Origin of the sequence: Mesorhizobium sp. WSM4307, assembly GCF_007003945.1 — a bacterium.
Classification (GTDB): Bacteria; Pseudomonadota; Alphaproteobacteria; order Rhizobiales; family Rhizobiaceae; genus Mesorhizobium.
In genome coordinates, this window is sequence record NZ_VFTB01000006.1 from 21,147 (window position 1) to 47,508 (window position 26,362).

A 26,362-nucleotide genomic window follows, 5' to 3' on the forward strand; every position below is an offset into this window, starting at 1 on the left:
CCGCTTCGAGGGGGATGGGACGTTGAGTTTTTCGGGACTGCTGCAGCTTGGCTTTTCGACGGTGATCTTCCTTTTGGCGGCAACCGCCGCCAAGCAATGGGGACTGGCGCCGAGCCTGGGCAAGATCCTGTTGACGCTCGCGCTCTACTCGCTGGGCAATCTGATCATGCTGCGGCTGATCCGCGAATTCGGCATGTCGGTGTCGTTCAGCCTCTCGGCGGTCATCCAGCTGGTCTCGGTCAACGTCGTGGCGCTGGTGTTCTTCGGCGAGCGCGTCAACGCGCTGCAGGCCACCGGCATCGTGCTGGCGATCGCCGCCGTGGCGCTGATCACGCTCGGGCCCTATCTGCAGGGGAGTTGATCGAGATGAAGATTGCGACACCGGCCCGATGAAAGACACCGCAAGCACCCTGCTCAACCGCATCGAATTCCCGGTGCTGCTGGCCGGCCTGGTCATCGCCGGCGGCCTTTGGGGCTTCGTGGAACTGATGGAGGTGGCGCGGGCAACCGCGCCGCACGCCTTCGACACCGAAATCCTGCTTGCCTTCCGCCAGGTTGGCCAACCGGCAATCCCGATCGGCCCATCGTGGCTGGAAGGCGCCATGCGCGACATCACCAGCCTCGGCAGCGCCAGCGTGCTGGTGCTGATCACTTCGGCAACGATCCTCTATCTGCTGTTGATCCGCCGGCCGGGGACGGCCCTTCTCATCTTCGTCGCCGTGGCCGGCGGCCAGGTGCTGTCGAGCCTGCTGAAGGTCGGCGTCGACCGGCCGCGGCCCGAGCTCGTTTCGCATCTGGTCAGCGAGACGTCGCTTTCCTTCCCGAGCAGCCACGCCATGCTGTCGGCGGTGACCTATCTCACGCTCGGTTCGCTCGCGGCGCGCTTCCTGCATGGCAGGGCGACGAAGATCTACGTCTTGTCGCTGGCCGTGCTGACGACGGTGCTGGTCGGCGTCAGCCGCATCTATCTCGGCGTCCACTGGCCGTCGGATGTGCTGGCCGGCTGGTGCGCGGGCTTCGCCTGGGCGATGCTGTGCTGGCTGGTGGCGCGGGTGTTGCAGCGCCGCAAGGTGGTGGGCGACGATGCCGACGGCGCCTGACTGCACCCTCGGGCTTGCGCTCAGATCAATCGGTTGATGAGGTGTCCACCACAGCCTGCCAGAACCAGAACCATCGAAAGCAGGCATGCCGATGTCATCAAGGTCTTGAAAATATTCAACCGCGTTACCCCTGCCCAGATGGGCAACACCCTAGCCTGCAATCCTCGGGAAGTATCGGGAAAAAATGGACAATCAGGCGAAGGCGCTTACGCGTCAAACGTTTATATTGATGCTTGAAACATCATGACAATGGCATTACACATTATTCCTGCAGACTCAGACATGAGGTCCGGCCGATGATCACTGCCGCGCAGATGCGTGCCGCAAGGGCCTTGGCCGGCATCGACCAGAAGACGCTCGCCGAACGCGCAGGCGTTTCGCTTCCGACCATCCAGCGCATGGAAGCGAGCGATGGCGTGGTCCGGGGCGTGGTCGATACGCTGATGAAGGTCATCCAGGCGCTCGACGAGGCCGGGGTGGAGTTGATCGGCGAGAACCAGGCCAGCGAACGCGGCGGCAGGGGCGTGCGCCTCAAACCCGCCGTGCCGCCAGATCGCAGGGCTGAGCCGGCATAAGTCGCGACGGCGACCGCCGACATTCCTGCCGACGGTTCCGCCGCCTTCATGTGCGGAAGGCAGTCCATGGATCAGACACGGCAGGCAGTGCATCAACCGACCCATAAGTCGGCTCGTGGGGTGGGCCCACGGGTCGACAAGCCCGACATTTGCCGAATTGTTCACGCCAAGCTGGTGACGGTCTGGCGCGAAGGCTACCACCTGCCGGGGGCCTCTGCGCAAATACGGCGCACCCTGATCAACCACGGCGTCAAGCGACCGCTGGTGATCTATGCCGCCTCGATCAGCGATGCACGGACGCAACTGGCGGAGAAATGAGAGAGGCAGCCCCGTCGCAGCCAGCGTGCCTCAAGGGAGGAGGGCTGCCGGCCGTCATGGGTTGAGCGAGCTCGGACCGCTGACGAACGGGCTTCCCCTGACATAGAACCGTAGCAGCCTGTCCGCATCCTTGGTGATGCCGATCCTGATGCCCTGCCCGATGTCGCCGGCTTTTTGGCCGTCCTTCGCCAGCCATAGGGGCCCTTTCCGGCAAAGGTCGAGCCCGTCGAGCGACCGGTCGATCCGCAGCGCCGCCGCCAGCCTGCCCGGCCCGCGCGCCAGGTCGCGCAAGCGCTCGACGCCGCGATTCTGACGCATGATGGCGATGCCCTCGAGCGGCTCGAGCGCCCGGATCAGGACGCCGGTTCCGGTACCTTCCGCCTCGCTTGAGACATTCAGCATCATGGAGACGCCATAGGCGAGATAGACATAGGCGTGGCCGCGCTCGAGGAACAGCGAGCGGTTGCGCGGGGTCATCCCCCTGAAGCCATGCCCGGCGGCGTCGCCCACGACATAGGCCTCGGTCTCGACGATGCGGCCGCTGACCATGCCCTCTGGCAAATCGCGCACCACCAGCTTGCCGATGAGGAAGCGGGCGAGCGCGACCGTCTCGCTAGGCAGCTCCGAACGGGCGATCGGCGGATGATCTTCCCCATGGCTCACGGCATGCGCTCGCCCGATTGCGGATAGTCGAGCACCGCATCCTCCCGGTAGATCTCATGCTCCGCCTCGAAGTCGCCGGCATCGGAGGCAGCCCAGTGACGATCCAGAGCCGTGGGGATGTCCCAGTCCTCCATGGCAATGTCTTCCATCGCAATCCTCCTTGACCATCATCGTGGGATGGACCGTCGTAGCACGGTCCATCCCACGGCCGTTAGCGAGAGGTCGCGCGGATCGGCCCTGAGCCCTCAGTCGAGCTTCAGTGCCGCGATTTCGCCCTCGTTCATCAGCGGCACGTAGAGGATCGACTTGCCGTCGGTGCCGATGTCGGCGCTGCCCGGCTTGAAATGCGCCACCGCTTCCGGCGCGCTGCCGGCCTTGTAGCGGTAGAGCGTGCCGGTCATGTAGGCGGTGGCATAAATGGTGTCGCCAACAGCGATGACGCCGTCGAGGTCGGCGAATTTCTGCGCGCCGGGCAGCGGCGAAATCGCCTTGCTGGCGAGATCGATGGCGAGCAGCCCGCCCGGCTCCGCCGTGCTGAAGTCGGGCTTGATGCCCTTGCCCCAGGAGGCGACGATCAGCCTGTCGCCGTCGGCGAAGACGCCGTTGGGCGAAGCCAGCAGCGCATCGCTGACGAACAGCTCCGGCCGGTCGCCATCGACGCGGTAGATCGTGTCGGCCAGCATGTCGCTGACATAGACCTTGCCCGTGTGGTCCGAGGTCATGTCGTTGAGGAAGACGGCATTCGGCACCACGATGCTGGCGATCAGCCTGCCGCTGGCCAGATCGACGACGCGGACCTTGGTGATGTCGGCGACATAGAGCTTGCCGCCCGATATCGCCATGCCCTTGGGCGCGTCCATGCCGTCGGTCCAGTGCTGGGTGATCGTCTTGCCGTCGAGGGACAGCACCGAGAGATAGCCATTGCCGTCGGCAGCGCCGGGATTGCCTACGATGTTGGAGACGATGATGCGGTTGTTGGCGGCGTCGAACAGCGCCGATTCCGGCTGTTCGAGGCCCGTGGCGCGCCAGAGCTCACCGGCCTGGGCGGCTGGTGCGGCGGCGATACCGATGGCGACGACAAAGGCTGAGAGGCGGTTCATGGCTGTTCTCCTGTGATGACAGGCCAGACCTAGGATTTTCGATACTTTTCGGAAAGCCTAATTGCCGCTAGTATCAAATATCGATACGAAACCGCTGGCAAGAGGTGCATCCCATGAACGGTCTGATCTTCGAGGCGCTGAAGCGGACGCTGAAGGCCAAGGGCGTCACCTATCGCGAGCTTGCCGAACGCATGGGCGTTTCAGAGCCGACAGTGAAGCGCATCTTCCACGAGCGCAACTGCAAGCTCGACCGGCTGGTGGAGATCTGCACGGCCGCCGGCGTCGAGCTGGAAAACGTGCTAGGCTCGATGAACCGCGGGCCGGGACCGGTCAACCACATCGCACCCGAGATCGAGCGTCGGCTCGCCGGCCGGCCGGCGCTGCTGTTCATCTTCGTCATGCTGTCGGAGAAGTTCACGCCTGAAGGCATCATGCGTTCACAAGGCCTGAGCGAGGCCTCGATGTTCCTCTATCTGCGCGATCTGGAAGAACTCGGCCTGATCGCGCTCGGCCGGGGTCTCACGGCAAGACTATTGGTCGAGACGCCGATCCAGTGGAATTTCGAAGGGCCGCTGAGGCCGCTGTTCGAGATGACCAACAAGAATTTCATCGGCTGGGCCATCACCCATATCGACAAGGAGGCGACCTTCGTCAGCTTCTCCAGGCGCATGCGGCCGGAAACGGCGGAGATGGTGCGGCGCGAGGCCGAGGAACTGGCCGAGCGCGCCAAGCTGCTCGCCCATCACGACCAGCATACGACGCCCGAGGACGGGCTCACCGGCTACAAATTCACCTTTGCCTTCGGCGCGACGCCGTTTCCCGCGATCATGCCGATCGGCCCGCACCCGCGCGACGCCGGCGCCCAGCCCGCCGCTCCTGCAAAGGGACGCCGTCCATTGCCGGCCTGAACAATCATCCCAAGCAGGATTGCATCTGGCGGCTGAGCATGTCGCGCCCGCTCCGGCGGCGCCGACTGCCACCATTCGCCGGCAGCCCGCCGACCGGACGAGCCATGCGACCAGCGATGCCGACCGCGCCCATAGGGCGCGCTCGGATAGAACAGATCCGGCACCAACATTCGTGATAGGATTCGCGCACCGATTTGCCAGACTGTAGAGGACGGCTTGCCGAATGCGTGACACGCCCCCGTGAAATCGAAGTGATCCTATGCCGACCGCACCAACACTTGAACTTCGCCGCTATTCGCGCCTGAAAAATTTGCGGGCGCGCGCAGAACGCCACGGTGCTGCATTGCAGTTCTGGGCGCGTACGGCATCGCTCGCCGTGATCTCCTGCTTCTTTTCATTGATCAGCCGCTGGGATGCTTCGCTGCTCTTCGTGCTGGCGGGCCTCGTGCTGTTCCAGCTCGTCGGCCTGATCCAGTTTCTCTTTGCGCGCCGTCGCACGGCGCGATGGTGGATCGGTTACCTCGTCGGTACGCTGGACATCATTCTGTTGACCGTTCTGCTGGTAACGCCCAACCCGTTTTCCCAGGAGGCCGCGCCAGCCGCGATGCAACTGCGCGAGGGCAGCTTCAAATTCCTGCTGATTTTCGTATGCCTTGGCGCGCTGACCCTTTCGACACGATTGGCGCTCTATCTCGGCGCGCTCGCGGCCTTGACGTGGGCGATCGGGGTGGGATGGGTGATTTCTTATCCGGGAACCGTCATTCCGGCGACGAACCTCTATTCGCTGCCGGTGAAAGAGCGACTGAACCTCTATCTCAACCCCAATTTCGTCGATACATTCGCGCAGGCGACCAACGTGTTGGTCGTGCTGATTATCGGCGCGATCATGGCGCTGGTCGTCTCTCGTTCCCGACGTCTGTCGGAAGACTATGTCAAGGCAGAGCGCGCCCGCGCCAATCTCGCCCGGCATTTTTCGCCCAACGTCGTCGACCAGCTCGCCACGGATGACGAGCCCTTCGGCCCGGTCCGCCGGCAGGATATCGCGGTGCTGTTCGCCGACATTGTCGGCTTCACACACTATTCCGAGGATCATCCGGCCGAAGCAGTGTTCGAACTTCTGCGTCAGTTCCACCGTCGCATGGAGCAGGTCGTTTTCGACCACAATGGCACCGTCGATAACTATATCGGCGATTGCATCATGGCGACATTCGGGGTTCCGCAAGCCAGCCATGACGACGCCACTCGCGCCATCCAATGCGCTGAGGCGATGGTCGCCGCTCTCGAAGACTGGAATGTGCAGCGGGTGTCCAGGGGATATCCGCCGCTGGACGTTCGGATCGGTGCACAATATGGCGCAGTCGTCATCGGCGCGGTCGGCAGCGAGCGCAATCTGTCCTTCGCCGTGGTGGGCGACACCGTCAACGTCGCCAGCCGTTTGCAGTCGCTCTGCCGTGAGCTTCAGGCGAATATTTGCTTTGGGTCACGACTGATTGAGGCCGCGAAGGCGGAATCGCCCACGGCACGGTTGAATGCGCGCGATCATGGGCCGGTGAGCATCCGCGGCCGCGACGAACCGGTCCATGTCTGGGTCGAACGCAGAGCTGAAAGCCAGGGCACTGTCGCGGTCTCGGCATGATGCAGGCCGCCATGTGAAACGCCTCCACCTCGGCCGGATAGGCCGCGCTACAGGGGCATGTCCTGACCTAGAGCAATTCCAGGAAAAGTGTGAAACGGTTTTCCGTCCGGAATTGCGTTAAAACAAAGAGTTAGAGCGGGTTGCCGTTTCCGTGAAACGGTGAACTGCTCTAGGCCGAAGCCATCACGTGTCTGGGACGATTGCTCCAGCCTTGCGGCTTCGGCGTCTGTGCTTGCCTTGTCGTCCCAGACCATCTGCCGGTAGTCGAAACCATATTCCAGCGTCGGCTTGACGATGCGGAAAAACGGCGACAGGTCGAAGTCGCGCGGCGTGTAGAGCGAGTGGTGGCGAATATGCAGGATCTCCTTGCGCATATAGCTCGACTGCGCCGACGCGCGGCCCGGCGCACGGGTGATCTCGGGCAGGATCGGGTAGTGGATCTCGCCATAGGCCTCGGCGATGAGCGAGGAGCAGATGGCCCGCGTCGGATTGCCGGAGCCGAAGGCCAGCATGCGGCGGCGCCAGCGCACCGGCACCGGCGGCGTCGGGAAGAAGTAGCGCAACATGTCGAAAATGTTCTTGAGGTCGTATCTCAGGCCAAGCTTGCCGATCATGAAGGCGACGACATGATCGCGGTCCTCCGGAGTGAGCCCGCTCGCCCGGCAGATGCGGGTGTTGTAGGTGCGATAGCGCGACAGGGGTACCGCCACGCAGCCTTCGCCGAGCGTCACCTCGATCAGCCGCCGCCGCTCGGTTCCGTCCTCCGGTTCGGCCAGCGCGTCGCCGACATAGAAGGCCGCATGCGACCATGTCGACTGGGTGAGGTATTTGATCGCCGCCGAAATCTTCTGGTTGCCTTCGATCAGCAGGATGTCGCCCGGCTCCAGCGTGCGGCGCAGCGTCTCGGCGTCGGATGGCGTATAGGGCTCATAGCCGGAGGATTCTTGCTGCAGCCGGCCGGCAAGCCAGCGGCCAAGTCGATCCAGAAGCGTGTCGCCAGGCTCGGTCATGGTAGAGCGTGACTAGCACGGCCCGGCGGGGGAGTGCCAGCGCGCCGGCGTTTGGTCAGCCGGCGGAAGCGCTCGTCTCGTCATGCGGCGTCGGGCTGGCCAGGTCGTCGCGCGCCTTGCGGGCCAGTTTGCGTGTCGAGCGCTTGGGGCTGTCGCCGAACAGCTCAGCCGCCTCGGCAAGGCAGGATTTCCTCAGGCGCTTCTCCGAACGCTTCAAGAGCTTGCCGAGAAGCTTTGTGTCCTGGTGCGGCCCCAGCGGCTCGTCGTCCGCCTCGAGCAGGGCGCGCATGACGAACAGGTCATGCAGTTCGCCGAGCCGCTCGCCCAGTTCATCGACCGCCTTGCGCCGCGCCTTGATCGGCGTCGGCCACAGCCGGCCCAGCAGGGACAGGTGCATGCCATGCGTTTTGGCGGCCTTGCGCAAATCATGGAAATCATTGGCTTCGCCGCGCGCGCCGGCCTTGTCGAGCGCCTTTTTGGCGCGGCGCAGAGTGACGCGTGCACCTTCGGCAAGCACGTCGGCCGCCTGTTCCGGCTGGTCGGGCAAGGCGAGGCTTTCGATCCGCTTGATGCCGTCTTCGCAGGCAGCGGTCGCCGCGCCGATCGCTGCTTCGAGGCCGGCGCCTTCATGCAAATCGTGCTGACGGGCGACCAGCCTGTCGCGCACGGCGTCGAGCCCGCCATCGGCGCTCTCCTTGGGAAAAGCCGCCGCCAGCCGGTCGAGGGTCTCGATCAGCGCCGTTGCCTCGCGCGGAGCGGCAAGCAGCGCCGCCACGTTGCGATAGCATTGGTTCTCTGTCGTGCAGAATGTTTCGGCGCCGGAATGAACCAGCCGCAGCAAGGCACGCGCGCTCTTCAGCCGCTTGCGGCATTTGTGCAGCCCCTGTTCCGGCCGGCTGCGCGCCGCATCCAGATGCTGGAGCGCCTTGCCGATCTCCGCGGCAAGGATGCGTCTGACCTCGCCGGTCAGCGGCAGGCGCGGGTCGATGCGAAAGCTCATGCGGCGATCTCCGGTATCCCCCCGAGGGCGAGCGACGCGTTGTAGAATTTCTGCTCGCCGGTCACTTCACGGCCGAGCCAGTCAGGCAGCATTTCGTCCGGCACATCTTCCGGAGTCTCGAGTTCGGCCACCACAAGTCCCGCGAGTGCACCGCCAAAGACATCGACTTCATAGAGATAGCCGCGATGCCTAACATGGTGACGTGTCTTCTCGATGACACGTCCGATGGCGAAGTCCAGCATCTCCAGGGCATCCGCCAGAGGGATCGGATATTCGTACTCGTCGCGCTCGCGAGCGCCACTGCCGAATTTGAGCGTCAGCTTGGCGGAAGCGCCGTCGCTGATGCGGATGCGGACGGTTCGCCCGGGCGCCGTGGCGAGATAGAACTGGAGGATGCCGATATCCGCCTCGGCCAGCTCCCGCCATGCGGTGCTGGAGACCAGGAACTTGCGCTCGACTTCCTTGCCCATGGCCGCGCACTAAAGCGTTTGGCGCGGGCGATGGCAAGACAACTCCGAACAGAAGTTGACTTTAATCAATCGATTGATTAAAGTACTGTCATGATCAAATTGCCCGACGCCAAAAATTCCCGCCGCGAGACATCTCCGGCGGAGCCTACCCGGGCCGCGCTCGTGCAGGCGGCGCTGAAACTGTTCGGCCGGCAGGGTTTCGATGGCACCTCGACCCGGGAGATCGCGGCCGCGGCGCAGGCCAATATCGGCTCCATCGCCTATCATTTCGGCGGCAAGGAAGGCCTCCGCGCCGCCGTCGCCGACTATATCGTCGAGACTATCCAGGCGGTCGCCTCCCAGGCACTGGCAGCCGGTCAGGCGCCAGCCGGTGGCCGTGCCGCGCCGGCGGGCGATGCGGAGGCGGCGCGCGCGCAGCTTTTCGCGGCGATAGAGGGGATCGTCGGCTTCGTCGTGGCGCAGCCGCGCGCCGGCGAGATCGTGCAATTCTTGCTGCGCGAACTGCAGCATCCCACCGCTGCGCTCGACCGCATCTATGACGGCGTGTTCGAGCCGGCGCATCGCCGGCTATGTCATCTCTGGGAGCAGGCGACCGGCGAGCCGGCCGAAAGCGAGCGGACCCGGCTCACCGTGTTCACGCTGATCGGCCAGGTCGTCTATTTTCGCATCGGCCGCGAGGCGGTGAAGCGCCGCATGGGCTGGCACGACATCGGCGCCGCCGAGGCCGCCAAGGTCGCGGCCGTCACGACGGACAATCTCAGCGCCATGCTGGCCGCCCGAATGGGATCAAAACCCCAAATGGGATCAAAACCCCCAATTGGATCAAAACAATGAGTTTCCTCTGCTCCTTGCCGCTTGCCGCTCAACTCTTTGGCGCCTGTGCGCCCGCCGCTCCGCTCGCCGTCGGCTATGTCGAGGGCGACTATGTGCTGCTGGCGCCGATCGAGGTGGCGCAGGTCGAGACCGTCGCCGTCAAGCGCGGCGATCGCGTCACGCCGGGGGCGACGGTGGTGACGCTGGAAAGCGCCGACGCCAGGATCGCGGTGGCGCAGGCCGAGGCAAGCCTCGCGCAGGCGCAGGCGCAGCTCGCCGATCTGCAGGTCGGCAAGCGGCCGGAAGAGATCGCCGCACTTAAGGCGCAGGTCGACATGGCCAAGGCGCAGGCCGACGACGCCAAGCGCAAATACGACCGCGCCGCCGATCTGTTCAAGCGCGGCACCGGCACCCAGGCCGACTACGACACCGCCTCGGCGACGCTGGAGACCGCCAACGCCCAGGTCGGCCAGGCGCAGGCCAATCTCGCCGTCGGCGGCCTGCCGGCGCGGCCCGAGACGATCAAGGCCGCCGACAATCAGGTCAAGCAGGCGCAGGCAACCCTGCGGCAGGCCGAGTGGCGGCTGTCCAAGCGCACGCTCGCCGCCCCTTCGCCCGGCCGCGTCAACGACGTCATCCGCAATCCCGGCGACACCGCCGGCCCGACCGCGCCGGTCATCTCGATGCTGCCTGACGGCGCGGTGAAGCTCAGCGTCTACATACCGGAGGCCGCCTTCGCCTCGGTCAGGATCGGCAGCCTGCTCAGCGTCCATTGCGACGGCTGCGGCCCCGATGTGAAGGCGCGCGTCAGCTATGTCTCGCCCGATCCCGAATTCACCCCGCCGGTGATCTATTCGCTCGAGAACCGGCAGAAGCTGGTCTATCTGGTCGAGGCGCGGCCGGAGGGCGACGCCGGCCCGCTGCAGCCCGGCCAGATCGTCGATGTCGACCTTGCGGAAACGGCCAAATGAACGCCATCGACGTTCACGGCCTGGTCAAGCGGTTCGGCGACAAGACCGTCGTCGACCATGTGACGATGTCGGTCGCCGAGGGCGAGATCGTCGGCTTCCTCGGCCCCAACGGTTCGGGCAAGACCACCACCATCCGCATCATGTGCGGCCTGCTGACGCCCGACGAAGGCGAAGGCACGGTGCTGGGTTTCAACATCCGCACCGACTCGCTCAGCATCAAGCGCGAAGTCGGCTACATGACGCAGAAATTCTCGTTCTACGAGGATCTGACGATCGGCGAGAATCTCGAATTCGTGGCGCGGCTCTACCAGCTGAAACCGGTCGAGGACTATGTCGCCAGGACGCTTGATGAACTCGGCCTCGCCTCGCGCCGCGACCAGCTGGCCGGCACGCTGTCCGGCGGCTGGAAGCAGCGGCTGGCGCTCGCCGCCTGCATCATGCACAAGCCGAAATTGCTGCTGCTCGACGAGCCGACGGCCGGCGTCGACCCGAAGGCGCGGCGCGAATTCTGGGACGAGATCCATCGCCTCGCCAGCGGCGGGCTGACCGTGCTGGTCTCGACCCACTACATGGACGAGGCCGAGCGCTGCCACCGCATCAGCTACATCTCCTATGGCAAGATGCTGGCCACCGGCACCGTTGAGGAGGTGGTGAAAAACGCCGGCCTGACGACGTTCGTGGTGCAGGGTCCACAGCTCGCCAAGGTGGCCGAAGAGCTGCAGGGCCGCCGCGGTGTCGACCAGGTGGCGCCGTTCGGCGCCACGCTGCATGTCGTCGGTTCCGACAGGAAGAAGCTCGAGGCAGCCCTTGCCGATGTCGAGAAGGAGCACAAGGGCGTGACCGTGGTGCCAGGCGAAACCAGCCTGGAGGACGTCTTCATCCAGTTCATGTCGGGGTCGAAGGACAATATGGCATGAGACAATATGGCATGAACAGCGTCTTCTCCTTCGCCCGGCTCGGCGCGCTGCTGATCAAGGAGTTCATCCAGATGCGGCGCGACCGCATCACCTTCGCCATGATGCTCGGCGTGCCGCTGCTGCAGCTCATTCTGTTCGGCTTCGCCATCAACAACGATCCCAAGGGCTTGCCGACGGCGCTGGTGGCGATGAGCAACGACCAGTATACGCGCGCCATGGTCTCGGCGCTGCAAGTGACGGGCTACTACCATTTCGACCATGTCACCGAGAGCGCCGAAGAGGCGGAGTTCCTGATGGCGCGCGGCGACGTTTCCTTCGTCGTCACCATCCCGGCCGACTTCGCCAGCCGGGTCGAGCGCGGCGACAATCCGCAGATCCTGATCGAGGCCGACGCAACCGATCCCTCGGCCGCGAGCGGCGCCATTTCCACGCTGAGCACGGTGGCGAGCCAGGCACTGCTGCGCGCGCAAGGCATGCAGGCGGCCGCCGCCGAGAATGCCAGGCAGCAGCTGCAGGTGGTGGTGCACCATCGCTACAATCCCGAAGGCATTTCGCAATACAATATCGTGCCCGGCCTGCTCGGCGTCATCCTGCAGATGACCATGGTGATGATGACGGCCATGGCGCTGACGCGCGAAACCGAGCGCGGCACGATGGAAAACCTGCTCGCCATGCCGTCCAGTCCGGCCGAGATCATGCTGGGCAAGGTGCTGCCCTTCCTTGTCGTCGGCGCGGTGCAGGTCGCGGTGGTGCTGGTGGCGGCGAAGCTTCTGTTCGATATCCCGTTCGTCGGCAGCCTGACGCTGCTGTTGTCGTCGGTACTTGTCTTCGTGCTGTCGCTGGTGCTGCTCGGCTACACCATCTCGACCATGGCCCGCTCGCAGATGCAGGCCATGCAGCTCACCTTCTTTTTCTTCCTGCCGTCGCTGCTGTTGTCCGGCTTCATGTTCCCCTATCGCGGCATGCCGGGCTGGGCCCAGGCGCTGGGCGAAATCTTCCCGCTGACGCATTTCCTGCGCATCACCCGCGCGGTGATGCTGAAGGGCGCCGACTTCCATGCCATCGCCACCGAGATCGGCTGGCTGGCCGTGTTCGTGCTGGTGTTCGCGGGCACCGCGCTCTTGCGGTTCAGGCGCACGCTGGACTAGGTCAGGTGGCGCAGGAAGTTCGACGCCAAGATCAGTTGCGGCCGGTTATGCGCTCGCCGATGGCGCCGCCGATGGCAGGCAACAACCCAAAAAGTAACAACTGGGCAGTTCCGCCGATGCCAAGCGCTCCGTCGAGCAGAAGCGCAACGAGCAGCCCAAGCGCCGCGCCCAAGACAAATGGGAGGTAACCTCGCAACAGCTTCTCCCGGCGGTGACCAATCGATGGAAAAAACGTAACGAAATCGACGTGGAGCGCAAGTATGCAGGGACGAAGAGCCTCTATGCCGCGGCCATGATCCCGGCATAGGTGCCGAAATCGACGTTGCCGCCGGAAAGCACCACCGCTACGCATCTGCCTGCAAGGTCGATCTCGCCCGATGACAGGGCCGCGAGCGCCACGCAGCCGCCCGGCTCGACCACCAGCTTGAGATAGGCCATGGCATCGCGCATCGCCTGTGCGGTCGCCTTGTCGGAGACGGCGATGGCGCCGGCAAGGTTTTTGCGGTTGATTTCGAAAGTGATGGCGCCCGGCTCGGCGGTCAGGATCGCGTCGCAGATCGAGCTATGGCCCGGTTCGTTCGAAACCCGGGCGCCGGCGGCGAGCGAGCGGCGCGTGTCGTCGAAATGCTCGGGCTCGACCGCCCAGACCGCGGTGCCCGGCGAGGCATCCTTGACCGCCACCGAAATGCCGCTCGACAGGCCGCCGCCCCCGCAGGGGATGACGACGGCGTCGAGGCTGACGCCAAGCGCCTTGGCCTGCCGCATGAGTTCGAGGCCGATCGTGCCTTGCCCGGCAATGATGGCCGGATCGTCGAAGGGCGGCACCAGCACCATGCCCTTGTCGATATAGGGGCGAACGACGCTCATGCGGTCATCGCGAAACCGGTCGAACGGCACCACTTCCGCCCCCATCCTGCGGACATTGCCGATTTTCATCGCCGGCGCGTCCGCCGGCATGGCGATGACCGCCTTGACGCCGAACATGGCCGCCGAAGCGGCGACCCCTTGCGCATGATTGCCCGAGGAGAAGGCGACGACGCCACGGCGGCGCTCTTCCTCGCTCAGCGACGACAGCTTGTTGTAGGCGCCGCGGAACTTGAACGAGCCGGTGCGCTGCAACGTCTCCGGCTTGAACAGGATGCGGCCGCCGAAGCGCCTGTTCAGCTCGGCCGATTCGATCAAGGGGGTTTCGACGATCAGGCCGGAAAGCCGCGCCGCGGCGGCGTGGATGTCGGCAATGCCGGGAGGGGTGGTCATGCGAAGTCCAGCAAAAAAGAGGCAGTCTCTTCTCATGATGCCCGCAAACGGCCGTGGCGCACCATCGAAAAAATGTGACCGTTACAAAGTTGGTGGACTGTCTCCGCCGTCGCCGCGATGCCCCGCCGAAATCTCGCCGGTTTCACCCAAGCAACGTCCGCTGCCTCTTGGTCCCGCCCAGCTTGCGCCAATTGTTGAAGCGGTGGGTGGCGGCGGCAAAGGAGATCTTCATCTGCTGGGCGACCGAATAGCGCGACTTGCCTTCGTCGAACATGCGGTAGCAGCACTCCACCCCTTCCTCGGTCAGCTTGCCGTCGGGGGCCTTGTTGTGTGGGTTGGCGGGGTCGAATTTCTCGATCTGCTGCTCGACCAGGCCCTTCAGGCGCTGCAGATCGGCCTCGATGCTGGCGATGAGATCGAGAACGGGTTTCGGGTCGAAATGCTGGGGGTGCGGCTTCGTCATGCGGGGATCCTCGTTCTTGTCTTAGGTTCAGCTATATAGGGGAATCTTTGCCAATAAGGAAGAAGCGGGGCCGCTCGCACGCTTCAACAATTCTTGAACCCGTGACCCTCAGCGCGATTGACCCGGAGCAGGGCAGGCCATAGTTTAGAACAATTCTAAACTAGGGTCTTTTCCTCATGCTTTCCCGTGTTTTCGGCTTCGGCCGCCGCCCCTTCGAATCGCTCTCCGAACAGGAAATCCTGGCGCTGGCCATTTCATCCGAGGAAGATGACGGGCGCATCTACCGGGCCTACGCCGACGGGCTGGCGGAAAGTTTTCCGCAATCGGCGAAAGTGTTCGAGGAGATGGCCGAGGAAGAGGACGGCCATCGCGACTCGCTGATCGAGCTCTTCCGCAAGCGCTTCGGCGAGCGCATCCCGCTGATCCGGCGCGAACATGTGAAGGGCTATTATGAGCGCAAGCCCGACTGGCTGGTGAGGCCGCTCGGCATCGAGCATGTGCGCAGCCAGGCCGAGGCCATGGAGCGGCAGGCCTACCTGTTCTACGTCGAAGCGGCAAAGCGCACGACAGATGCCTCGACGCGAAAACTTCTCAATGACCTGGCGATAGCCGAACAGGGCCACGAGACGCTGGCGCAGCGGCTGGAGCAGAAGCACGTGCCCGGCGAGGTGAAGGATGAAGAGGCCGCCGCCGAGCAGCGCCAGTTCATCCTGACTTACGTGCAGCCGGGCCTGGCCGGCCTGATGGACGGTTCGGTGTCGACGCTGGCACCGATCTTCGCCGCAGCCTTCGCCACGCATGACACCTGGCAGACCTTCCTGGTCGGGCTTGCCGCGTCGATCGGCGCCGGCATCTCCATGGGTTTTACGGAAGTCGCTTCCGACGACGGCAAGCTCTCAGGTCGCGGCTCGCCGATAAAACGCGGCATCACCACCGGCGTCATGACATCGGCCGGCGGCCTCGGCCACGCCTTGCCCTATCTCATTCCGCATTTCTGGACGGCGACGGCCGTCGCCGCCGTGGTGGTGTTCTTCGAACTCTGGGCCATCGCCTTCGTCCAGAACCGCTACATGCAGACCCCGTTCCTGCGCGCCGCCTTCCAGGTGGTGCTGGGCGGCGCGCTGGTGTTCGCGGCCGGCGTGCTGATCGGCAACGCGTGAGGGCGGTTCTCCCTTGCCCCACAGGGGCCACAAGGGGGGAAGGAAGAAGGCTTACCCATTCACCGCCCGGCTGTCCGCCGGCGCCTCCTCCCTTTCGGTCAGCCCATAATCCCTCACTACATGCGCGATCCGCAGTCGATAGCCGGCAAAGATTCCGCCGCGGCCGGCTTGCTGCGCCTGCCTGTGTTCTTCGGTGTTGCGCCAGGCCTTCACCGCGTCCTCGTCACGCCAGAACGACAGCGACAGGATGCGGTTCGGATCGGCGAGGCTCTGAAAACGTTCGATCGAGATGAAGCCATCACTGCCGTCGAGCAAGGGACGCAGATTGGCGGCGATGGCGAGATACGCATCGCGCTTGCCCTCGGCAGGCTGCACCTCGAAAATGACGGCGATCACGGCAGCACCAGCTTGGCGTGCGGCCCGGAGACGTGTTTCAGGAACATGCGGTCCTCCTTGAGGATGAATCGTTCTCGCTTGGCGAACTCGTAGTTTGCCTTGCCGGCGGGATCGGCGGCAAGCCGGGCGCGATAGGCTTCATAGGCCGCCAGGCTTTCAATGTTGTAGGCGGCGTAGGCCGTCGTCGCCGAGCCTTCATGCGGAGCATAGTAGCCGATCAGATCGGCGCCGCAGCGCGGAATGGCCTGGCCCCAGTTGCGGGCATATTCCTCGAAGGCGGCCTTGCCGAACGGGTCGATCTCATAGCGGATGAAGCAGGTGATGGTCATGGTCGTCTCCTTGGGTTCCTGCATCGACGCTTCGAGCGCGGTCGAAACGTCACACGCATCGATGTGCTAGGCATTTCCTGTCAGGAGCCATTGTCCCTTGCGTCGCCGGCGCCTTGATCTGACCGGAGAATAATGGCTATCTGACAAGAATGCTTCGATAAGGAACGAACTATGCGTGAAGGACCTGACATCGCCCGCATCGCCAGCCTGGTCGGCGACCCGGCCCGCGCCAACATGCTGAACGCGCTGATGGGCGGCACGGCGCTGACGGCGAGCGAACTGGCGCTGGAAGCCGGCGTGTCGCTGCCGACCGCCTCGTCGCATCTGTCGAAACTGATGGAGGGCGGGCTGCTGACCTTGGCCAGCCAGGGCCGCCACCGCTATTACGGCCTCGCCGGCCCGCAGGTGGCCGGCATGATCGAGGCCATCACCGGTGTCGCCGAGGCTGTCGGCCCGAAGCGCGTGCGGCCGGGTCCGCGCGACGGCGCCATGCGCGTCGCCCGCGTCTGCTACGACCATCTCGCCGGCGAGCAGGCGGTGGCGATGCTCGACCGCCTTGTCGAGAAGGACATATTGCTGCGCGATGACAGGGAGATCAGGCTCGGACCGTCGGCGCCATCGCATTTTGCGGCCATTGGCATCGATGTCGACGCCAAGCCGCGCCGCCCGGTCTGCCGCGCCTGCCTGGACTGGAGCGTGCGCCGCTCGCACCTCGCCGGCACGCTGGGCGCCGCCATCCTCGACAAGATCCTTCTTGAAAAATGGGCGCGCCGCGAAAAGGACAGCCGCGCGGTGATTTTCTCGCCGCCCGGCAAGCAGGCCTTCGAGAAGGTGTTTTTGGCTTAGTTTGCCGGCTCCTCAACCTTCGTCATCCTAGGGCGGAGCAGCCGCAAAGCGGCGTCGCGGAGACCCTAGGATCCATGCCGCGATCTCAGAGCGCCGCAACGGTGCAGAACCTTGCTGCCAGCACGGCGAGGAAGATCGCTGGATCCTGTGCCGCCGTGTTTTTCCTTGGCGTCCCGGCATGGATCCTAGGGTCTGCGCCGCGTCGCTTCGCTCCTTGCTTCGCCCTAGGATGACGAAGTCGGGTAGGCTCACCCCCGCTTCAACGCCTTGGCCTGCTTGAAGAAATCCATCCACGGATCGGCTTCCGCCAGCTGCTTCAGCGTCGTCTTGTCGCCGATTGGGAACGCGTTCGGCGCCAGGCCGTCCTCGATCTCGGCCCAGGTCACCGGCATCGACACGGTGGCTCCTTTCTTGGCGCGCGAGGAATAGGGCGCGACCGTCGTCGAGCCCCTGCCATTGCGCAGATAGTCGACGAAGATTCTCCCGGTCCGCGCCTTCTTCGACAGTGTGGCCGTGTAGCGGTCGGGGGCACCCTGTTCGAGCGCCTTGGCGAAATCATGCGCGAAGGTCTTCACCGCCTCCCAGTCGGCCGATGGCTTCAGCGGCACCAGCACATGGTAGCCCTTGCCGCCCGATGTCTTGACGAAGTTCGGCAGCGACAGCTCGTCGAGCTTGCCCCTTATATCGAGCGCCGCCTCGCGCACCGCTTTCACATCGACGCCTTCATCGGGGTCGAGATCGAAGATGATCTGGTCCGGCTGTTCAAGCTTGTCGATCGTGCAGCCCCAGATGTGGATCTCGACCACACCGTACTGGACGAGCGCCGCGACACCGTCGAAATCCCGCACGAACAGGATTTCCTCGCCATCCGTCGGGTCCTTCATCCGGGCTATTCTGTCGCTCATGCCGGCCGAGGCATGTTTCTGGAAGAAGCGCGGGCCGCCGACGCCGTCCGGCGCCCGCACAAGGCTGAGCGGCCGGTTGACGACGAATTGCTGCATGCGCGGCCAAACCTCGGCGTAATGGTCGAGCAGCCCCTGCTTGGAGATCTTTTCGTCGGGCCATAGCAGCTTGTCGGGATGGGAGAGTTTTACGCTGGTCGTCATCGTCCCGGCGGCGGTGCCGCTCGAGGCCGGCTTGGCCTTGCCTGTCGCTGCCTTGGGCTTTTCCTGCACAACGTCCTCCGCCGGCTTGTCCTCGCGCAGCCCCTGGAACGAGGCATGGCGTATTATACGGTCCGACGTCCAGCTGCGAAACTCCACTTCGCCGACAAGCTCCGGCTTGACCCAGACCAGGCCTTTGCCTTTCGGTACGGCCTTGTCGAAAGGCGAAGCCGTCGCCTTCAGCGCGTCCAGCTTCTGCTTCAGCGCGGTGGCGCCCTTGGCGGAAAACCCGGTGCCGATACGGCCGGCATACTGCAGTTTACCGCCCTCGTAATAGCCGACCAGCAGCGAGCGCAGCCCGCGCCCGGTCTTGTCCGACGGCAGATAACCGCCGATGACGAATTCCTGCCGGGCCGTGCATTTCGACTTCACCCAGGTCGGACCGCGCCCGCTGCGATAGGGCGCATCGGCGCGTTTGGAGACGACGCCTTCCAGTCCCATGCGGCAGGCATGTTCCAGCATGATCTTGCCGGGCTCGGAAAAATGGTCGGAGAAACGCACCGCCGCGTTCTCAGCCTGCTCGCCGAGCAGCTCCTGCAAGGCCTGCTTGCGCTCGACCAGCGGCTCGCGACGCAAATCCTTGCCGTCGAGCCGCATCAGGTCGAACACGTAGTAGATGAAGCGGTGTGTCCGCTTCGCCGACAGGTCCTGCTGCAGCAGTGCGAAGGATGAGACGCCGCTGTCGGCCAGCACGACGATCTCGCCGTCGACGATAGCGTCGCTGCATTTCAGCGCGGCCAGCTCCGCGATGATCTCGCTTCCAAACTTGTCGGTCCAGTCGAGGCCGGTGCGGGTCAAGAGCCGCACTTCCGTGCCGGCGATCTGCGCCTGCATGCGATAGCCGTCGAATTTGACTTCATGCAGCCAGTCCCTGCCCGGCGGTGCATCCCGCTCCAGTGTCGCCAGCTGCGGTTCGATGAAGTCGAGTTTGCGCGCCGCTGCCTTCGCCTTGCCGGCGGCCGGCTTGTTCGAATGCCAGACCTCGGGCTTCTTGCCCTTGGCGGTCTTGCCCTCGCCGACCTCTTCGATCGTCAGGCCCGACTTCACTGATTCCGGCTTCTCCTTCAAAATGTCCTCGCCCGGGCGCGCCGCGGCGTCGTCCGACTTGATCAAGAGCCAGTTGTCGCGCTTTTCACCCGCGCGCGGCTTCAGCCGCACCAGATGCCACAGCCCATGCAGCTTATGGCCGTTGAGCTCGAAACTGAGATGCCCCTTCTTCATCGCCTTGGCCGGGTCGGTCTCCGGCACCCACGTTCCCTCGTCCCAGACGATCACCGAGCCGCCGCCATACTCGCCCTTCGGGATCGTGCCCTCGAACGGCGCATAGTCGATCGGATGGTCCTCGACATGAACGGCGAGCCGCTTCTCATGCGGATCGAGGCTAGGCCCCCGCGTCACCGCCCAGCTCCACAGCACGCCGCCATGCTCGAGGCGAAGGTCGTAATGCAGCCTGGTCGCCGCGTGCTTGTGGATGACGAAGATGCCGCCCGCTTCGCTCTTTTTCGTGCGTGCGACCTTGCCCGCCGGCTCCGACGTTTTCTTGAAATCGCGCTTGGCGTGATATTGTTCGAGGCCGGCCATTGCTTGGTCTCCTCAGGCCGATTTGCGCTTGGGCGCCGCTTTCGGCCTGGCGCGTTTGGCCGCCGGCTTGGCTTTCGCCGATGATGGTTTCGGCGAACCGGAATCCGACGATAGGCTCTTCTTCAGCGCGTCGAACAGATTGACGACATTGGAGGGCTTCGGCGCCGCCTTGGCCTTCGGCGCCTTATGCCCCGCCTTCTTGGCGCGGATCAGCTCGAGCAGCGCGTCCTCATATTTGTCGTCGAATTTCGACGGATCGAACTTGGCCTTCTTCTTGTCGATGATCAGTTCGGCGAGATCGGTCATTTCCTGGTCGGTCTTCACCGCCTTGATCTCGCCGAACACGCTGTCCGGCTGGCGCACCGTATTGTCGTAGCGAAGCGTCGTTAGCACCATGCCCTTGCCGAGCGGTTCGATGACCACGGGCCGTTCGCGTTGATAAAGCACGATCCGCGCCAGCCCGGCCATCTTCTTGCCCGCCATAGCATCGCGGATGACGGCGAATGCCTCTTCCGACACCTTGTCGGCCGGCGCGACATAATAGGGCGTGTCGAGATAGATCTGCTGGATCGAGGCCTTGTCGACGAAACCGTCGAGGCTCATCGTGTGCGAGGATTCGATCTGCACCGCCTCGATCTCGTCTTCCTCGATATGGACGAAATCGCCGTCGTCCAATTCATAACCCTTGATCTCGTCGCCATCGTCCAAGGGCTTGCTGGTTTCGGCGTCGACATAGATGCGCTTCACCGTGTTGCCGGTCTTGCGGTTGAGGATGCGAAACGACACCCTTTCGGTGTGGGTGACGACATTGGTCAGTTCGACCGCGCAGGTCACCAGCGACAGCTTCAGATAGCCTTTCCAGGCTGGACGCGGCGCCATGACAAACTCCTTGCAACGGGTTCAATCCAGAACGGGGCAAAGCCCATTCCGGTTCCGACCGCGCGACAAGGCAAGTCGGCGCCGTTGCCGCGCCGACCTAGCCTGCCATCTCACCTATTCGGCAGCCTGGAGATTGATCTTGCTTTCCGCCATCTCGGTGAGCTTGCGATCGGTCGCTTGCTCTTCCTTGAGATTCTTCGCGAGTACGTTGGCGCAATCGCTGCGGCCGAGTTGCTTGGCCCAGGCAATCAGCGTGCCGTAACGGGTCATTTCGTAATGCTCGACCGCTTGCGCAGAGGCGATCAGGGCGGCGTCCAGGACCTGCTTGTCGGCGATGTCGCCGCTCACCTCGTCAGCTTCCTCGAGGATGCCGTCAATGGCCGGGCAGTTGATCGCCTTGGCCTTGACGCCATGCAGCTCGAACACCTCTTCGACGCGTTCGATATGGCCCTTGGTCTGTTCAAGATGTTTTTCGAAGCCTGCCTTGAGCTGCGCGTTGGTGGCCTTGTCGATCATCTTCGTCAACGCCTTCTCGATCTGCTTTTCCGCGTAATAGATGTCGCGCAACGTGTGCACGAACAGGTCGTCCAGCGTTTTGATGTCCTTCGAAAAGAAGCCCATGGTTCTAGCCTTTCCATTTGCTCTTGCGGTGTTGGTGTACATGCCTGCGGCTTGCAGGCAATCTCGGACCGGCCACGCCAGTCCCGACGGTCAACGTCCGCCCTATATGCCGGTTCCTTCCTTTCCTGCCTGAGCAAGGAAATTCCATCGGCCAGCCGGAAGTTGAAACAGAACCGCGCCCAGGCGACATTCAAACGAAACATATGTGATGCAAAAGTCACACTGGCCGGAATGACGACAAAAGGCGCTGAAACACCCCGAATCAGCCGCATTCCGGCCACGAAGCAACGGGTTTTCGACCAGATATTAACATCGTGTTCACCGACTATTCACGCCTCGATGCTATCCTTCACGCAATTCGGAAGGGACATCCGAAAATCGGGACAGGGACAGGGTAAATGAACTTCCTAACGCACCTCATCGGCTACGCCGCCGCCATCCGCGAATTCGTCGCGCCGACCTATCGGCCCGAGCGCTATTACATGCGCGGCCCCGGTCCGGCTTGCGCCCGTCGCGGCACGTCGCTGGGCGCGCACTGACCATGACGTTCGAGAGCCGCCACAACAGCCGCATCTGCAGGCCGGACACCACGACCCGCGCCACCACTTATCGTTCCGAGCGCCCGGCTCCGAGCGACAGGCGCCGTGCGACATCGCCACGTCTTTGATCCCGCTCTCGGCTGGCCTGGTGTCCCAGGACACGGGCAGCCGAGGCCCGCGTGACCGATCTTTCCCAGTCAAGTCCGCCCCAATCACGTCTGGCCAAGCCCAGTCCTCCGGCTGAACCATCTTTCGATGCCAGCCATCCGCTGATCGTCTTCGATGGCGTCTGCGTGCTGTGCTCCGGCTTCGTGCGCATGGTGGTGAGAGGCAGCCACGCCATGGCTGAGATCAATCCGGCAAGGCCGCTATCGCGACAATTTCAATGACGATGTCGGCTTGAGCCAGCGCGGCGACGCCAATCACCTCCGAGGGCGGCGGGTTGTTGTAACTGCAGTGCTTCGGGCAATGCTCGGCAAAGAACGCGTCCAGAACGTCCAGGCGAAAATTGGCAGAGCTGAGAACGCCGCCGTCGGGAAATGGTCCTCTGACGAAGAAGGTCAGTTTGACGAGGTGTTCAAGCGCGGTGCCCAGCTCCTCCAGATCGGCTTTGATGTTGCCCAGAACCTCGAGCCACTGCGCCGCCGCATCGCCAGCGAAACGACCGCCCTGCTTGCCGGCCGGATCGTAGTCGGCGGCAGTCGCCGTGTTTCCACAAAGGTAGACAAATCCCTTCGCGCCGGTGACAACTGTCCCCTTGCCCCACGGCATCAACCGGCCGCTTTTGAATTTCTTGTGGGTCACGAGTTCCATTGCTCATCTCCCATCCCTGGCGTGACGTGCCTGGATCACAAAGGATAGTGCGGCGGGGCGTCATTGCCAGCCGCCGCGGGCCGTTTGGCGAAACCTGGTCCTTGCGAAAGCGCGTGACGAAGTCGAAAGTTTTTTGCTGCGCCCTGTCGAAATCGGTCGACGCCGCGCGACATACGTCTGGCCCCGCAAGGACGCGGCCTTCGAAACACGGGAGAAGACCCATGCGATACATGCTGATGATCAACAATAGCGAAGCCGCAATGGCGGCCATGCCGATCGAGAAGGCCCAGCAGATGAGCGCGGCCTATAACGCCTATACCGATGCGTTGAAGCAATCCGGCGCTTGGCTGGCCGGCGAACGGCTGCGCCCGACCCAGGCGACCACCTCGGTGCGGATCGCCGACGGCAAGACCAACGTGATCGACGGCCCCTATGCCGACACCAAGGAGCAGCTTGCCGGCTTCTACATGATCGAGGCGGCCGACATCGATACCGCCATCGAATGGGCGGCGCGCTGTCCAGCGGCCAGCACCGGCACGGTCGAGTTGCGGCCGATCTGGGAAATGGCCGATTACATGCCCAAGCAATGACGACGTGCCAAGAAATGACCATGTGATGGACAGTCGCCCGGAGATCGCCCGGGCGGCCGCCGAGGCCGCCGCCCGGCAGAGCTATGGCAAGCTGGTCGCCTGGCTCGCGGCGCGCACGCGCGACGTGACCGCGGCCGAGGATGCGCTGGCCGACGCCTTTGCCGCCGCGCTCGAACGCTGGCCGAAATCGGGCGTGCCTGAAAAGCCGGAAGCCTGGCTGCTCGCCGTGGCGCGGCGGCGGCGGGTCGATGCGGTTCGCCGGCGGCTCACCCGCGAGGCGGCCCGCGATCATCTCAAGCTGATTGCCGAGGAGATGGAGGCGCGCATGACCGACGAAGAGCTGCCCGACGAACGGCTGCGGCTGATGTTTGCTTGCGCGCATCCGGCGATCGAACCGGGCGTGCGGGCGCCGCTGATCCTGCAGACCGTGCTGGGTTTCGATGCCGCGACGATCGCTTCCGCCTTCCTGGTCTCGCCGGCAACGATGGGCCAGCGCCTGGTGCGCGCCAAGACGCGCATCCGCGAAACCGGCATTCCGTTCCGTGTGCCGGAACGGGCCGAACTCGGCGAACGGCTGGGCGCGGTGCTGGAGGCGATCTACGCCGCCTTCGCCGAAGGCTGGTCCGATCCGGCCGGCACCGAGACGCAGCGCCGCAACCTCGCCACCGAAGGCATCTGGCTCGGCCGCCTGGTGGCGACGCTGATGCCGCAAGAGCCGGAAGCGCTTGGCCTGCTGGCGCTCATGCTGTTTGCCGAGGCCCGCCGCGCCGCCCGGCGCAGTGCCGAAGGCGACTTCGTGCCGCTGGCCGAGCAGGACTGCGACCTGTGGGACCGTGCCCTGATCGACGAGGCGGAGATGCTTCTGTCCCATGCCGCGGCGAGTGGTGTGGTCGGCCGCTACCAGCTCGAGGCGGCCGTCCAGTCCGCCCACGCGGCGCGACGGCTCACCGGCCGCACCGACTGGCCGGCGATCCGCGCGCTCTACGACGCGCTGTTTTCGATCGTCGGTTCGCCGGTGGTGGCCATCAACCGCGCGGTGGCGCTTGCCGAGACGGAGGGCGCCGTGGCGGGGCTGGCGGCGCTTTACGTGCTGGGCGACGACAAGCGGCTCAATGAATATCAGCCCTATTGGGCGGCGCGGGCCGGCCTCCTGGCCAGGCTTGGCCAGGTACCGCAGGCAACCGAGGCCTATGACCGGGCGATCGGCCTCGAACGCGATCCGGCGGTGCGCCGCTTCCTGCAAGGCAAAAGGGCGGCGCTGCGAAACTGACGTTCAGCCCGGCCACATCTCATGCGAGGTGTTGAGCGCCTTCAGCAGCGGATGGTCGCGCAGCCTGGCCCAGAGACGTTCAATATCAGGCCATGCCGCCCGCGCGCTGTCGATGTTGGGATGCCAGGCCACCAGCATGACGAGATAGATGTCGGCCAGCGACATCTGGTCGCCAACCAGCCAGTCACGCCCCTTCAGAGCGCTGTCCAGAACGGCGAAGCCGCGGTCCATCTCGGCGATTGCCGCCTGCTTGACGGCCTTCGTGCCGTCGGCGTCGGTCGTGTAGCGATGGGCGTAGTAGAACCGCAGCACCGCCGGGTAGAGCACCGACGACATGAAGGCCATCCAGCGCAGGAAATCGGCGCGGGCGGGCGCATCGACCGCCGGCGCCAGGCGGGCCTGCGGATGGCGCTCGGCGAGCAGGATGCAGATCGCCGCCGATTCGGTCATCGAGCGTCCGTCCGGCAAGGTCAGCACCGGCACCTGGTTCAGTGGGCTGATGTCGAGGAAAGCCGGATCGGGCCGCTCGGACTTCGGCACGTCGATCTGTTCGAACGGCGCGTTGGCCAGCGCCAGCGCTGCCTCGACGACGAAGCCGCCGCTGCCGGGACGCGTATAGAGCTTGTACATGAAATTCTCCCCTGGCCCGTGCAAAGCGGACCGCGCGATATGACCCGGAAGCAGGGTTCTGCTCAAGCCGGGTCACAGGCGCCACGGGAGGATTTTTCAACGGGCCAGCGACGCACGGCGGCCCGTCGATGGGGGCTGACCTAGGCCCCCAGCCCCTCGAACAAGATCGTCGACAGGTAGCGTTCTGCGAAATCGGGGATAACCACGACCAAGGTCTTGCCCTTGTTCTCCGGCCGCGAGCCGACGACGATTGCCGCCTGCAGCGCCGCACCCGACGAGATGCCGACCGGCACGCCTTCGAGGCGGGCGACGAGGCGGGCATTGGCGACCGAATCCTCGTTGGAAACCTTGACGATCTCGTCATAGATCGTGGTGTCGAGGATCTTTGGCGCGAAGCCGGCGCCAATGCCCTGGATCTTGTGCGGGCCGGGCTGGCCGCCCGACAGCACCGGCGAGGCTTCCGGCTCGACGGCGACGACATGCACGGATGGCTTGAGCTTCTTCAGCACCTGGCCGACGCCGGTGATGGTGCCGCCGGTGCCGATGCCGGCGACGAAGATGTCGACCTCGCCCTGCGTGTCGTTCCAAATCTCCTGCGCTGTCGTCTTGCGGTGGATTTCCGGATTGGCTGGGTTTTCGAACTGCTGCGGGATGACGGCATTGGGGATCGTCGCGGCCAGCTCGTCGGCCTTGGCGATGGCGCCCTTCATGCCTTTCGGGCCTTCGGTTAGCACCAGTTCGGCGCCGAGCAGCGCCAGCATCTTCCTGCGCTCGACCGACATCGTCTCGGGCATGGTCAGGATCAGCTTGTAACCCTTGGCGGCGGCGGCGAAGGCAAGCGCGATGCCGGTATTGCCCGAGGTCGGCTCGATCAGCGTGGTCTTGCCGGGCGCAATCTTGCCGGCCGCCTCGAGCGCCTCGATCATCGCCACGCCGATGCGGTCCTTGACCGAGGCGATCGGGTTGAAGAACTCGAGCTTGGCGACGAGATTGGCGACGACGCCCTTCTCCTTGGCGAGTTTGTCGAGCCGGACCAGGGGCGTGTCGCCGATCGTGTCGGTGATGGAACTGTAGATGCGGCCGCGGCCGGGGACGCGGGCGGAGGTGACTGGCTTGTTCATTGGTTTCGCTCCCAGGATTTCAGGCAAGTGGCATTGCAGCCGGCAAGATAAGGCTTTCAGCCGCGCAACATAAGC

The 26,362-nt window shown here is 64.4% G+C and carries 29 protein-coding genes and 2 pseudogenes; 15 read left to right on the top strand and 16 right to left on the bottom strand.

Annotated features, from left to right (window positions below):
- The first annotated feature begins 22 nt into the window (after positions 1-22).
- From FJV83_RS15330 to FJV83_RS36430, 4 genes are all read left to right on the top strand, one after another.
- Positions 23-361 carry a hypothetical protein gene (locus FJV83_RS15330; RefSeq protein ID WP_095788639.1) on the top strand — a complete coding sequence of 113 codons (339 nt, stop codon included), beginning with the start codon at positions 23-25 and terminating at the stop codon, positions 359-361.
- Between the two features lie 28 nt (positions 362-389).
- Positions 390-1,100 carry a phosphatase PAP2 family protein gene (locus FJV83_RS15335; RefSeq protein ID WP_095788638.1) on the top strand — a complete coding sequence of 237 codons (711 nt, stop codon included), beginning with the start codon at positions 390-392 and terminating at the stop codon, positions 1,098-1,100.
- A 296-nt stretch (positions 1,101-1,396) separates the two neighbouring features.
- On the top strand, positions 1,397-1,675 hold the full coding sequence (locus tag FJV83_RS15340; RefSeq protein ID WP_095788637.1) for a helix-turn-helix transcriptional regulator: 279 nt from the start codon (positions 1,397-1,399) through the stop codon (positions 1,673-1,675).
- A 66-nt stretch (positions 1,676-1,741) separates the two neighbouring features.
- Complete coding sequence (locus FJV83_RS36430; RefSeq protein ID WP_185973378.1) at positions 1,742-1,993, top strand: hypothetical protein; 252 nt, start codon at positions 1,742-1,744, stop codon at positions 1,991-1,993.
- Between the two features lie 54 nt (positions 1,994-2,047).
- Here the strand turns inward: FJV83_RS36430 and FJV83_RS15345 are convergent, their stop codons facing one another.
- The 3 genes and pseudogenes from FJV83_RS15345 to FJV83_RS15355 all read right to left on the bottom strand — a co-directional run bounded on the left by FJV83_RS15345 (position 2,048) and on the right by FJV83_RS15355 (position 3,756).
- A complete protein-coding gene (locus FJV83_RS15345) occupies positions 2,048-2,674 on the bottom strand; it encodes a DNA-3-methyladenine glycosylase (protein ID WP_185973376.1) in 627 nt (208 codons plus the stop codon).
- Positions 2,659-2,790: pseudogene (locus FJV83_RS15350) on the bottom strand (nuclear transport factor 2 family protein); the annotation flags it as partial. The gene FJV83_RS15345 and the pseudogene FJV83_RS15350, both read right to left, overlap by 16 nt.
- A 111-nt stretch (positions 2,791-2,901) precedes the next feature.
- Positions 2,902-3,756: a PQQ-binding-like beta-propeller repeat protein gene (locus FJV83_RS15355; protein WP_142885899.1), complete on the bottom strand. Its 855-nt coding sequence runs from the start codon at positions 3,754-3,756 to the stop codon at positions 2,902-2,904.
- A 113-nt stretch (positions 3,757-3,869) separates the two neighbouring features.
- On the opposite strand from FJV83_RS15355, the gene FJV83_RS15360 reads away from it, so the two are divergent.
- Together FJV83_RS15360 and FJV83_RS15365 are read left to right on the top strand one after the other, a co-directional pair.
- The gene (locus tag FJV83_RS15360; protein WP_142877275.1) at positions 3,870-4,664 is read left to right on the top strand and encodes a helix-turn-helix transcriptional regulator; all 795 of its coding nucleotides are present in this window, start codon (positions 3,870-3,872) and stop codon (positions 4,662-4,664) included.
- Positions 4,665-4,923: 259 nt separating this feature from the next.
- On the top strand, positions 4,924-6,300 hold the full coding sequence (locus FJV83_RS15365) for an adenylate/guanylate cyclase domain-containing protein (protein ID WP_095792379.1): 1,377 nt from the start codon (positions 4,924-4,926) through the stop codon (positions 6,298-6,300).
- Between the two features lie 230 nt (positions 6,301-6,530).
- Here the strand turns inward: FJV83_RS15365 and FJV83_RS15370 are convergent.
- The 3 genes and pseudogenes from FJV83_RS15370 to FJV83_RS15380 form a co-directional block, all read right to left on the bottom strand.
- A pseudogene (locus FJV83_RS15370) lies at positions 6,531-7,310 on the bottom strand (lipo-like protein); the annotation flags it as partial.
- Positions 7,311-7,365: 55 nt separating this feature from the next.
- A complete protein-coding gene (locus tag FJV83_RS15375; RefSeq protein WP_095792381.1) occupies positions 7,366-8,310 on the bottom strand; it encodes a CHAD domain-containing protein in 945 nt (314 codons plus the stop codon).
- Positions 8,307-8,780, bottom strand: a complete 474-nt coding sequence (locus FJV83_RS15380; protein ID WP_095788631.1) for a CYTH domain-containing protein — start codon at positions 8,778-8,780, stop codon at positions 8,307-8,309. The genes FJV83_RS15375 and FJV83_RS15380 overlap by 4 nt, the downstream gene beginning before the upstream one ends.
- 90 nt (positions 8,781-8,870) lie before the next feature.
- Here FJV83_RS15380 and FJV83_RS15385 point away from each other — a divergent pair, with 90 nt between their 5' ends.
- The 4 genes from FJV83_RS15385 to FJV83_RS15400 are packed head-to-tail and all read left to right on the top strand — an operon-like array spanning position 8,871 to position 12,629.
- On the top strand, positions 8,871-9,614 hold the full coding sequence (locus FJV83_RS15385; RefSeq protein ID WP_142885898.1) for a DUF1956 domain-containing protein: 744 nt from the start codon (positions 8,871-8,873) through the stop codon (positions 9,612-9,614).
- The gene (locus FJV83_RS15390) at positions 9,611-10,564 is read left to right on the top strand and encodes an HlyD family efflux transporter periplasmic adaptor subunit (protein ID WP_095792383.1); all 954 of its coding nucleotides are present in this window, start codon (positions 9,611-9,613) and stop codon (positions 10,562-10,564) included. Before FJV83_RS15385 ends, FJV83_RS15390 begins: the two co-directional genes overlap by 4 nt.
- The gene (locus FJV83_RS15395) at positions 10,561-11,481 is read left to right on the top strand and encodes an ABC transporter ATP-binding protein (protein ID WP_095776152.1); all 921 of its coding nucleotides are present in this window, start codon (positions 10,561-10,563) and stop codon (positions 11,479-11,481) included. Before FJV83_RS15390 ends, FJV83_RS15395 begins: the two co-directional genes overlap by 4 nt.
- Before the next feature lie 11 nt (positions 11,482-11,492).
- Positions 11,493-12,629, top strand: a complete 1,137-nt coding sequence (locus FJV83_RS15400; RefSeq protein WP_032932402.1) for an ABC transporter permease — start codon at positions 11,493-11,495, stop codon at positions 12,627-12,629.
- Positions 12,630-12,908: 279 nt separating this feature from the next.
- Here FJV83_RS15400 and FJV83_RS15405 read toward each other — a convergent pair whose 3' ends face one another.
- Positions 12,909-13,886: a threonine/serine dehydratase gene (locus FJV83_RS15405; protein WP_142885897.1), complete on the bottom strand. Its 978-nt coding sequence runs from the start codon at positions 13,884-13,886 to the stop codon at positions 12,909-12,911.
- Positions 13,887-14,028: 142 nt separating this feature from the next.
- The gene (locus FJV83_RS15410) at positions 14,029-14,349 is read right to left on the bottom strand and encodes a hypothetical protein (protein WP_019862259.1); all 321 of its coding nucleotides are present in this window, start codon (positions 14,347-14,349) and stop codon (positions 14,029-14,031) included.
- A 176-nt stretch (positions 14,350-14,525) separates the two neighbouring features.
- Here FJV83_RS15410 and mbfA point away from each other — a divergent pair, with 176 nt between their 5' ends.
- A complete protein-coding gene (gene mbfA, locus FJV83_RS15415) occupies positions 14,526-15,509 on the top strand; it encodes an iron exporter MbfA (RefSeq protein WP_095776150.1) in 984 nt (327 codons plus the stop codon).
- Positions 15,510-15,560: 51 nt separating this feature from the next.
- Here the strand turns inward: mbfA and FJV83_RS15420 are convergent, their stop codons facing one another.
- Both FJV83_RS15420 and FJV83_RS15425 read right to left on the bottom strand, forming a co-directional pair.
- Positions 15,561-15,905 (bottom strand): antibiotic biosynthesis monooxygenase, encoded by a 345-nt coding sequence (locus FJV83_RS15420; RefSeq protein ID WP_095776149.1) that lies wholly within the window; start codon positions 15,903-15,905, stop codon positions 15,561-15,563.
- Entirely contained in the window at positions 15,902-16,234 is a 333-nt protein-coding gene (locus FJV83_RS15425) for an NIPSNAP family protein (protein WP_095776169.1), read from the bottom strand. The genes FJV83_RS15420 and FJV83_RS15425 overlap by 4 nt, the downstream gene beginning before the upstream one ends.
- A 171-nt stretch (positions 16,235-16,405) precedes the next feature.
- Between FJV83_RS15425 and FJV83_RS15430 the strand changes: the two genes are divergently transcribed.
- Entirely contained in the window at positions 16,406-17,080 is a 675-nt protein-coding gene (locus FJV83_RS15430) for a winged helix-turn-helix domain-containing protein (RefSeq protein ID WP_095792386.1), read from the top strand.
- A gap of 248 nt (positions 17,081-17,328) precedes the next feature.
- Here FJV83_RS15430 and ligD read toward each other — a convergent pair whose 3' ends face one another.
- From ligD to FJV83_RS15450, 3 genes are all read right to left on the bottom strand, one after another.
- Positions 17,329-19,824 (bottom strand): DNA ligase D, encoded by a 2,496-nt coding sequence (gene ligD, locus FJV83_RS15440; RefSeq protein ID WP_142885895.1) that lies wholly within the window; start codon positions 19,822-19,824, stop codon positions 17,329-17,331.
- A 12-nt stretch (positions 19,825-19,836) separates the two neighbouring features.
- Entirely contained in the window at positions 19,837-20,703 is an 867-nt protein-coding gene (locus FJV83_RS15445) for a Ku protein (RefSeq protein WP_142885894.1), read from the bottom strand.
- A 114-nt stretch (positions 20,704-20,817) separates the two neighbouring features.
- Positions 20,818-21,324 (bottom strand): ferritin-like domain-containing protein, encoded by a 507-nt coding sequence (locus FJV83_RS15450; RefSeq protein WP_095773412.1) that lies wholly within the window; start codon positions 21,322-21,324, stop codon positions 20,818-20,820.
- Between the two features lie 398 nt (positions 21,325-21,722).
- Here FJV83_RS15450 and FJV83_RS15455 point away from each other — a divergent pair, with 398 nt between their 5' ends.
- Complete coding sequence (locus FJV83_RS15455; RefSeq protein WP_013892047.1) at positions 21,723-21,863, top strand: hypothetical protein; 141 nt, start codon at positions 21,723-21,725, stop codon at positions 21,861-21,863.
- A 351-nt stretch (positions 21,864-22,214) separates the two neighbouring features.
- Here FJV83_RS15455 and FJV83_RS15465 read toward each other — a convergent pair whose 3' ends face one another.
- The gene (locus FJV83_RS15465) at positions 22,215-22,676 is read right to left on the bottom strand and encodes a RidA family protein (RefSeq protein ID WP_095773411.1); all 462 of its coding nucleotides are present in this window, start codon (positions 22,674-22,676) and stop codon (positions 22,215-22,217) included.
- 221 nt (positions 22,677-22,897) lie between these two features.
- Here FJV83_RS15465 and FJV83_RS15470 point away from each other — a divergent pair, with 221 nt between their 5' ends.
- Both FJV83_RS15470 and FJV83_RS15475 read left to right on the top strand, forming a co-directional pair.
- On the top strand, positions 22,898-23,266 hold the full coding sequence (locus tag FJV83_RS15470) for a YciI family protein (protein ID WP_095788622.1): 369 nt from the start codon (positions 22,898-22,900) through the stop codon (positions 23,264-23,266).
- 25 nt (positions 23,267-23,291) lie between these two features.
- Entirely contained in the window at positions 23,292-24,536 is a 1,245-nt protein-coding gene (locus FJV83_RS15475) for an RNA polymerase sigma factor (protein WP_095792388.1), read from the top strand.
- 3 nt (positions 24,537-24,539) lie between these two features.
- Here the strand turns inward: FJV83_RS15475 and FJV83_RS15480 are convergent, their stop codons facing one another.
- Complete coding sequence (locus FJV83_RS15480) at positions 24,540-25,166, bottom strand: glutathione S-transferase family protein (RefSeq protein WP_095792389.1); 627 nt, start codon at positions 25,164-25,166, stop codon at positions 24,540-24,542.
- Between the two features lie 140 nt (positions 25,167-25,306).
- On the bottom strand, positions 25,307-26,287 hold the full coding sequence (gene cysK / locus FJV83_RS15485; RefSeq protein WP_095792390.1) for a cysteine synthase A: 981 nt from the start codon (positions 26,285-26,287) through the stop codon (positions 25,307-25,309).
- Positions 26,288-26,362 lie beyond the last annotated feature (75 nt).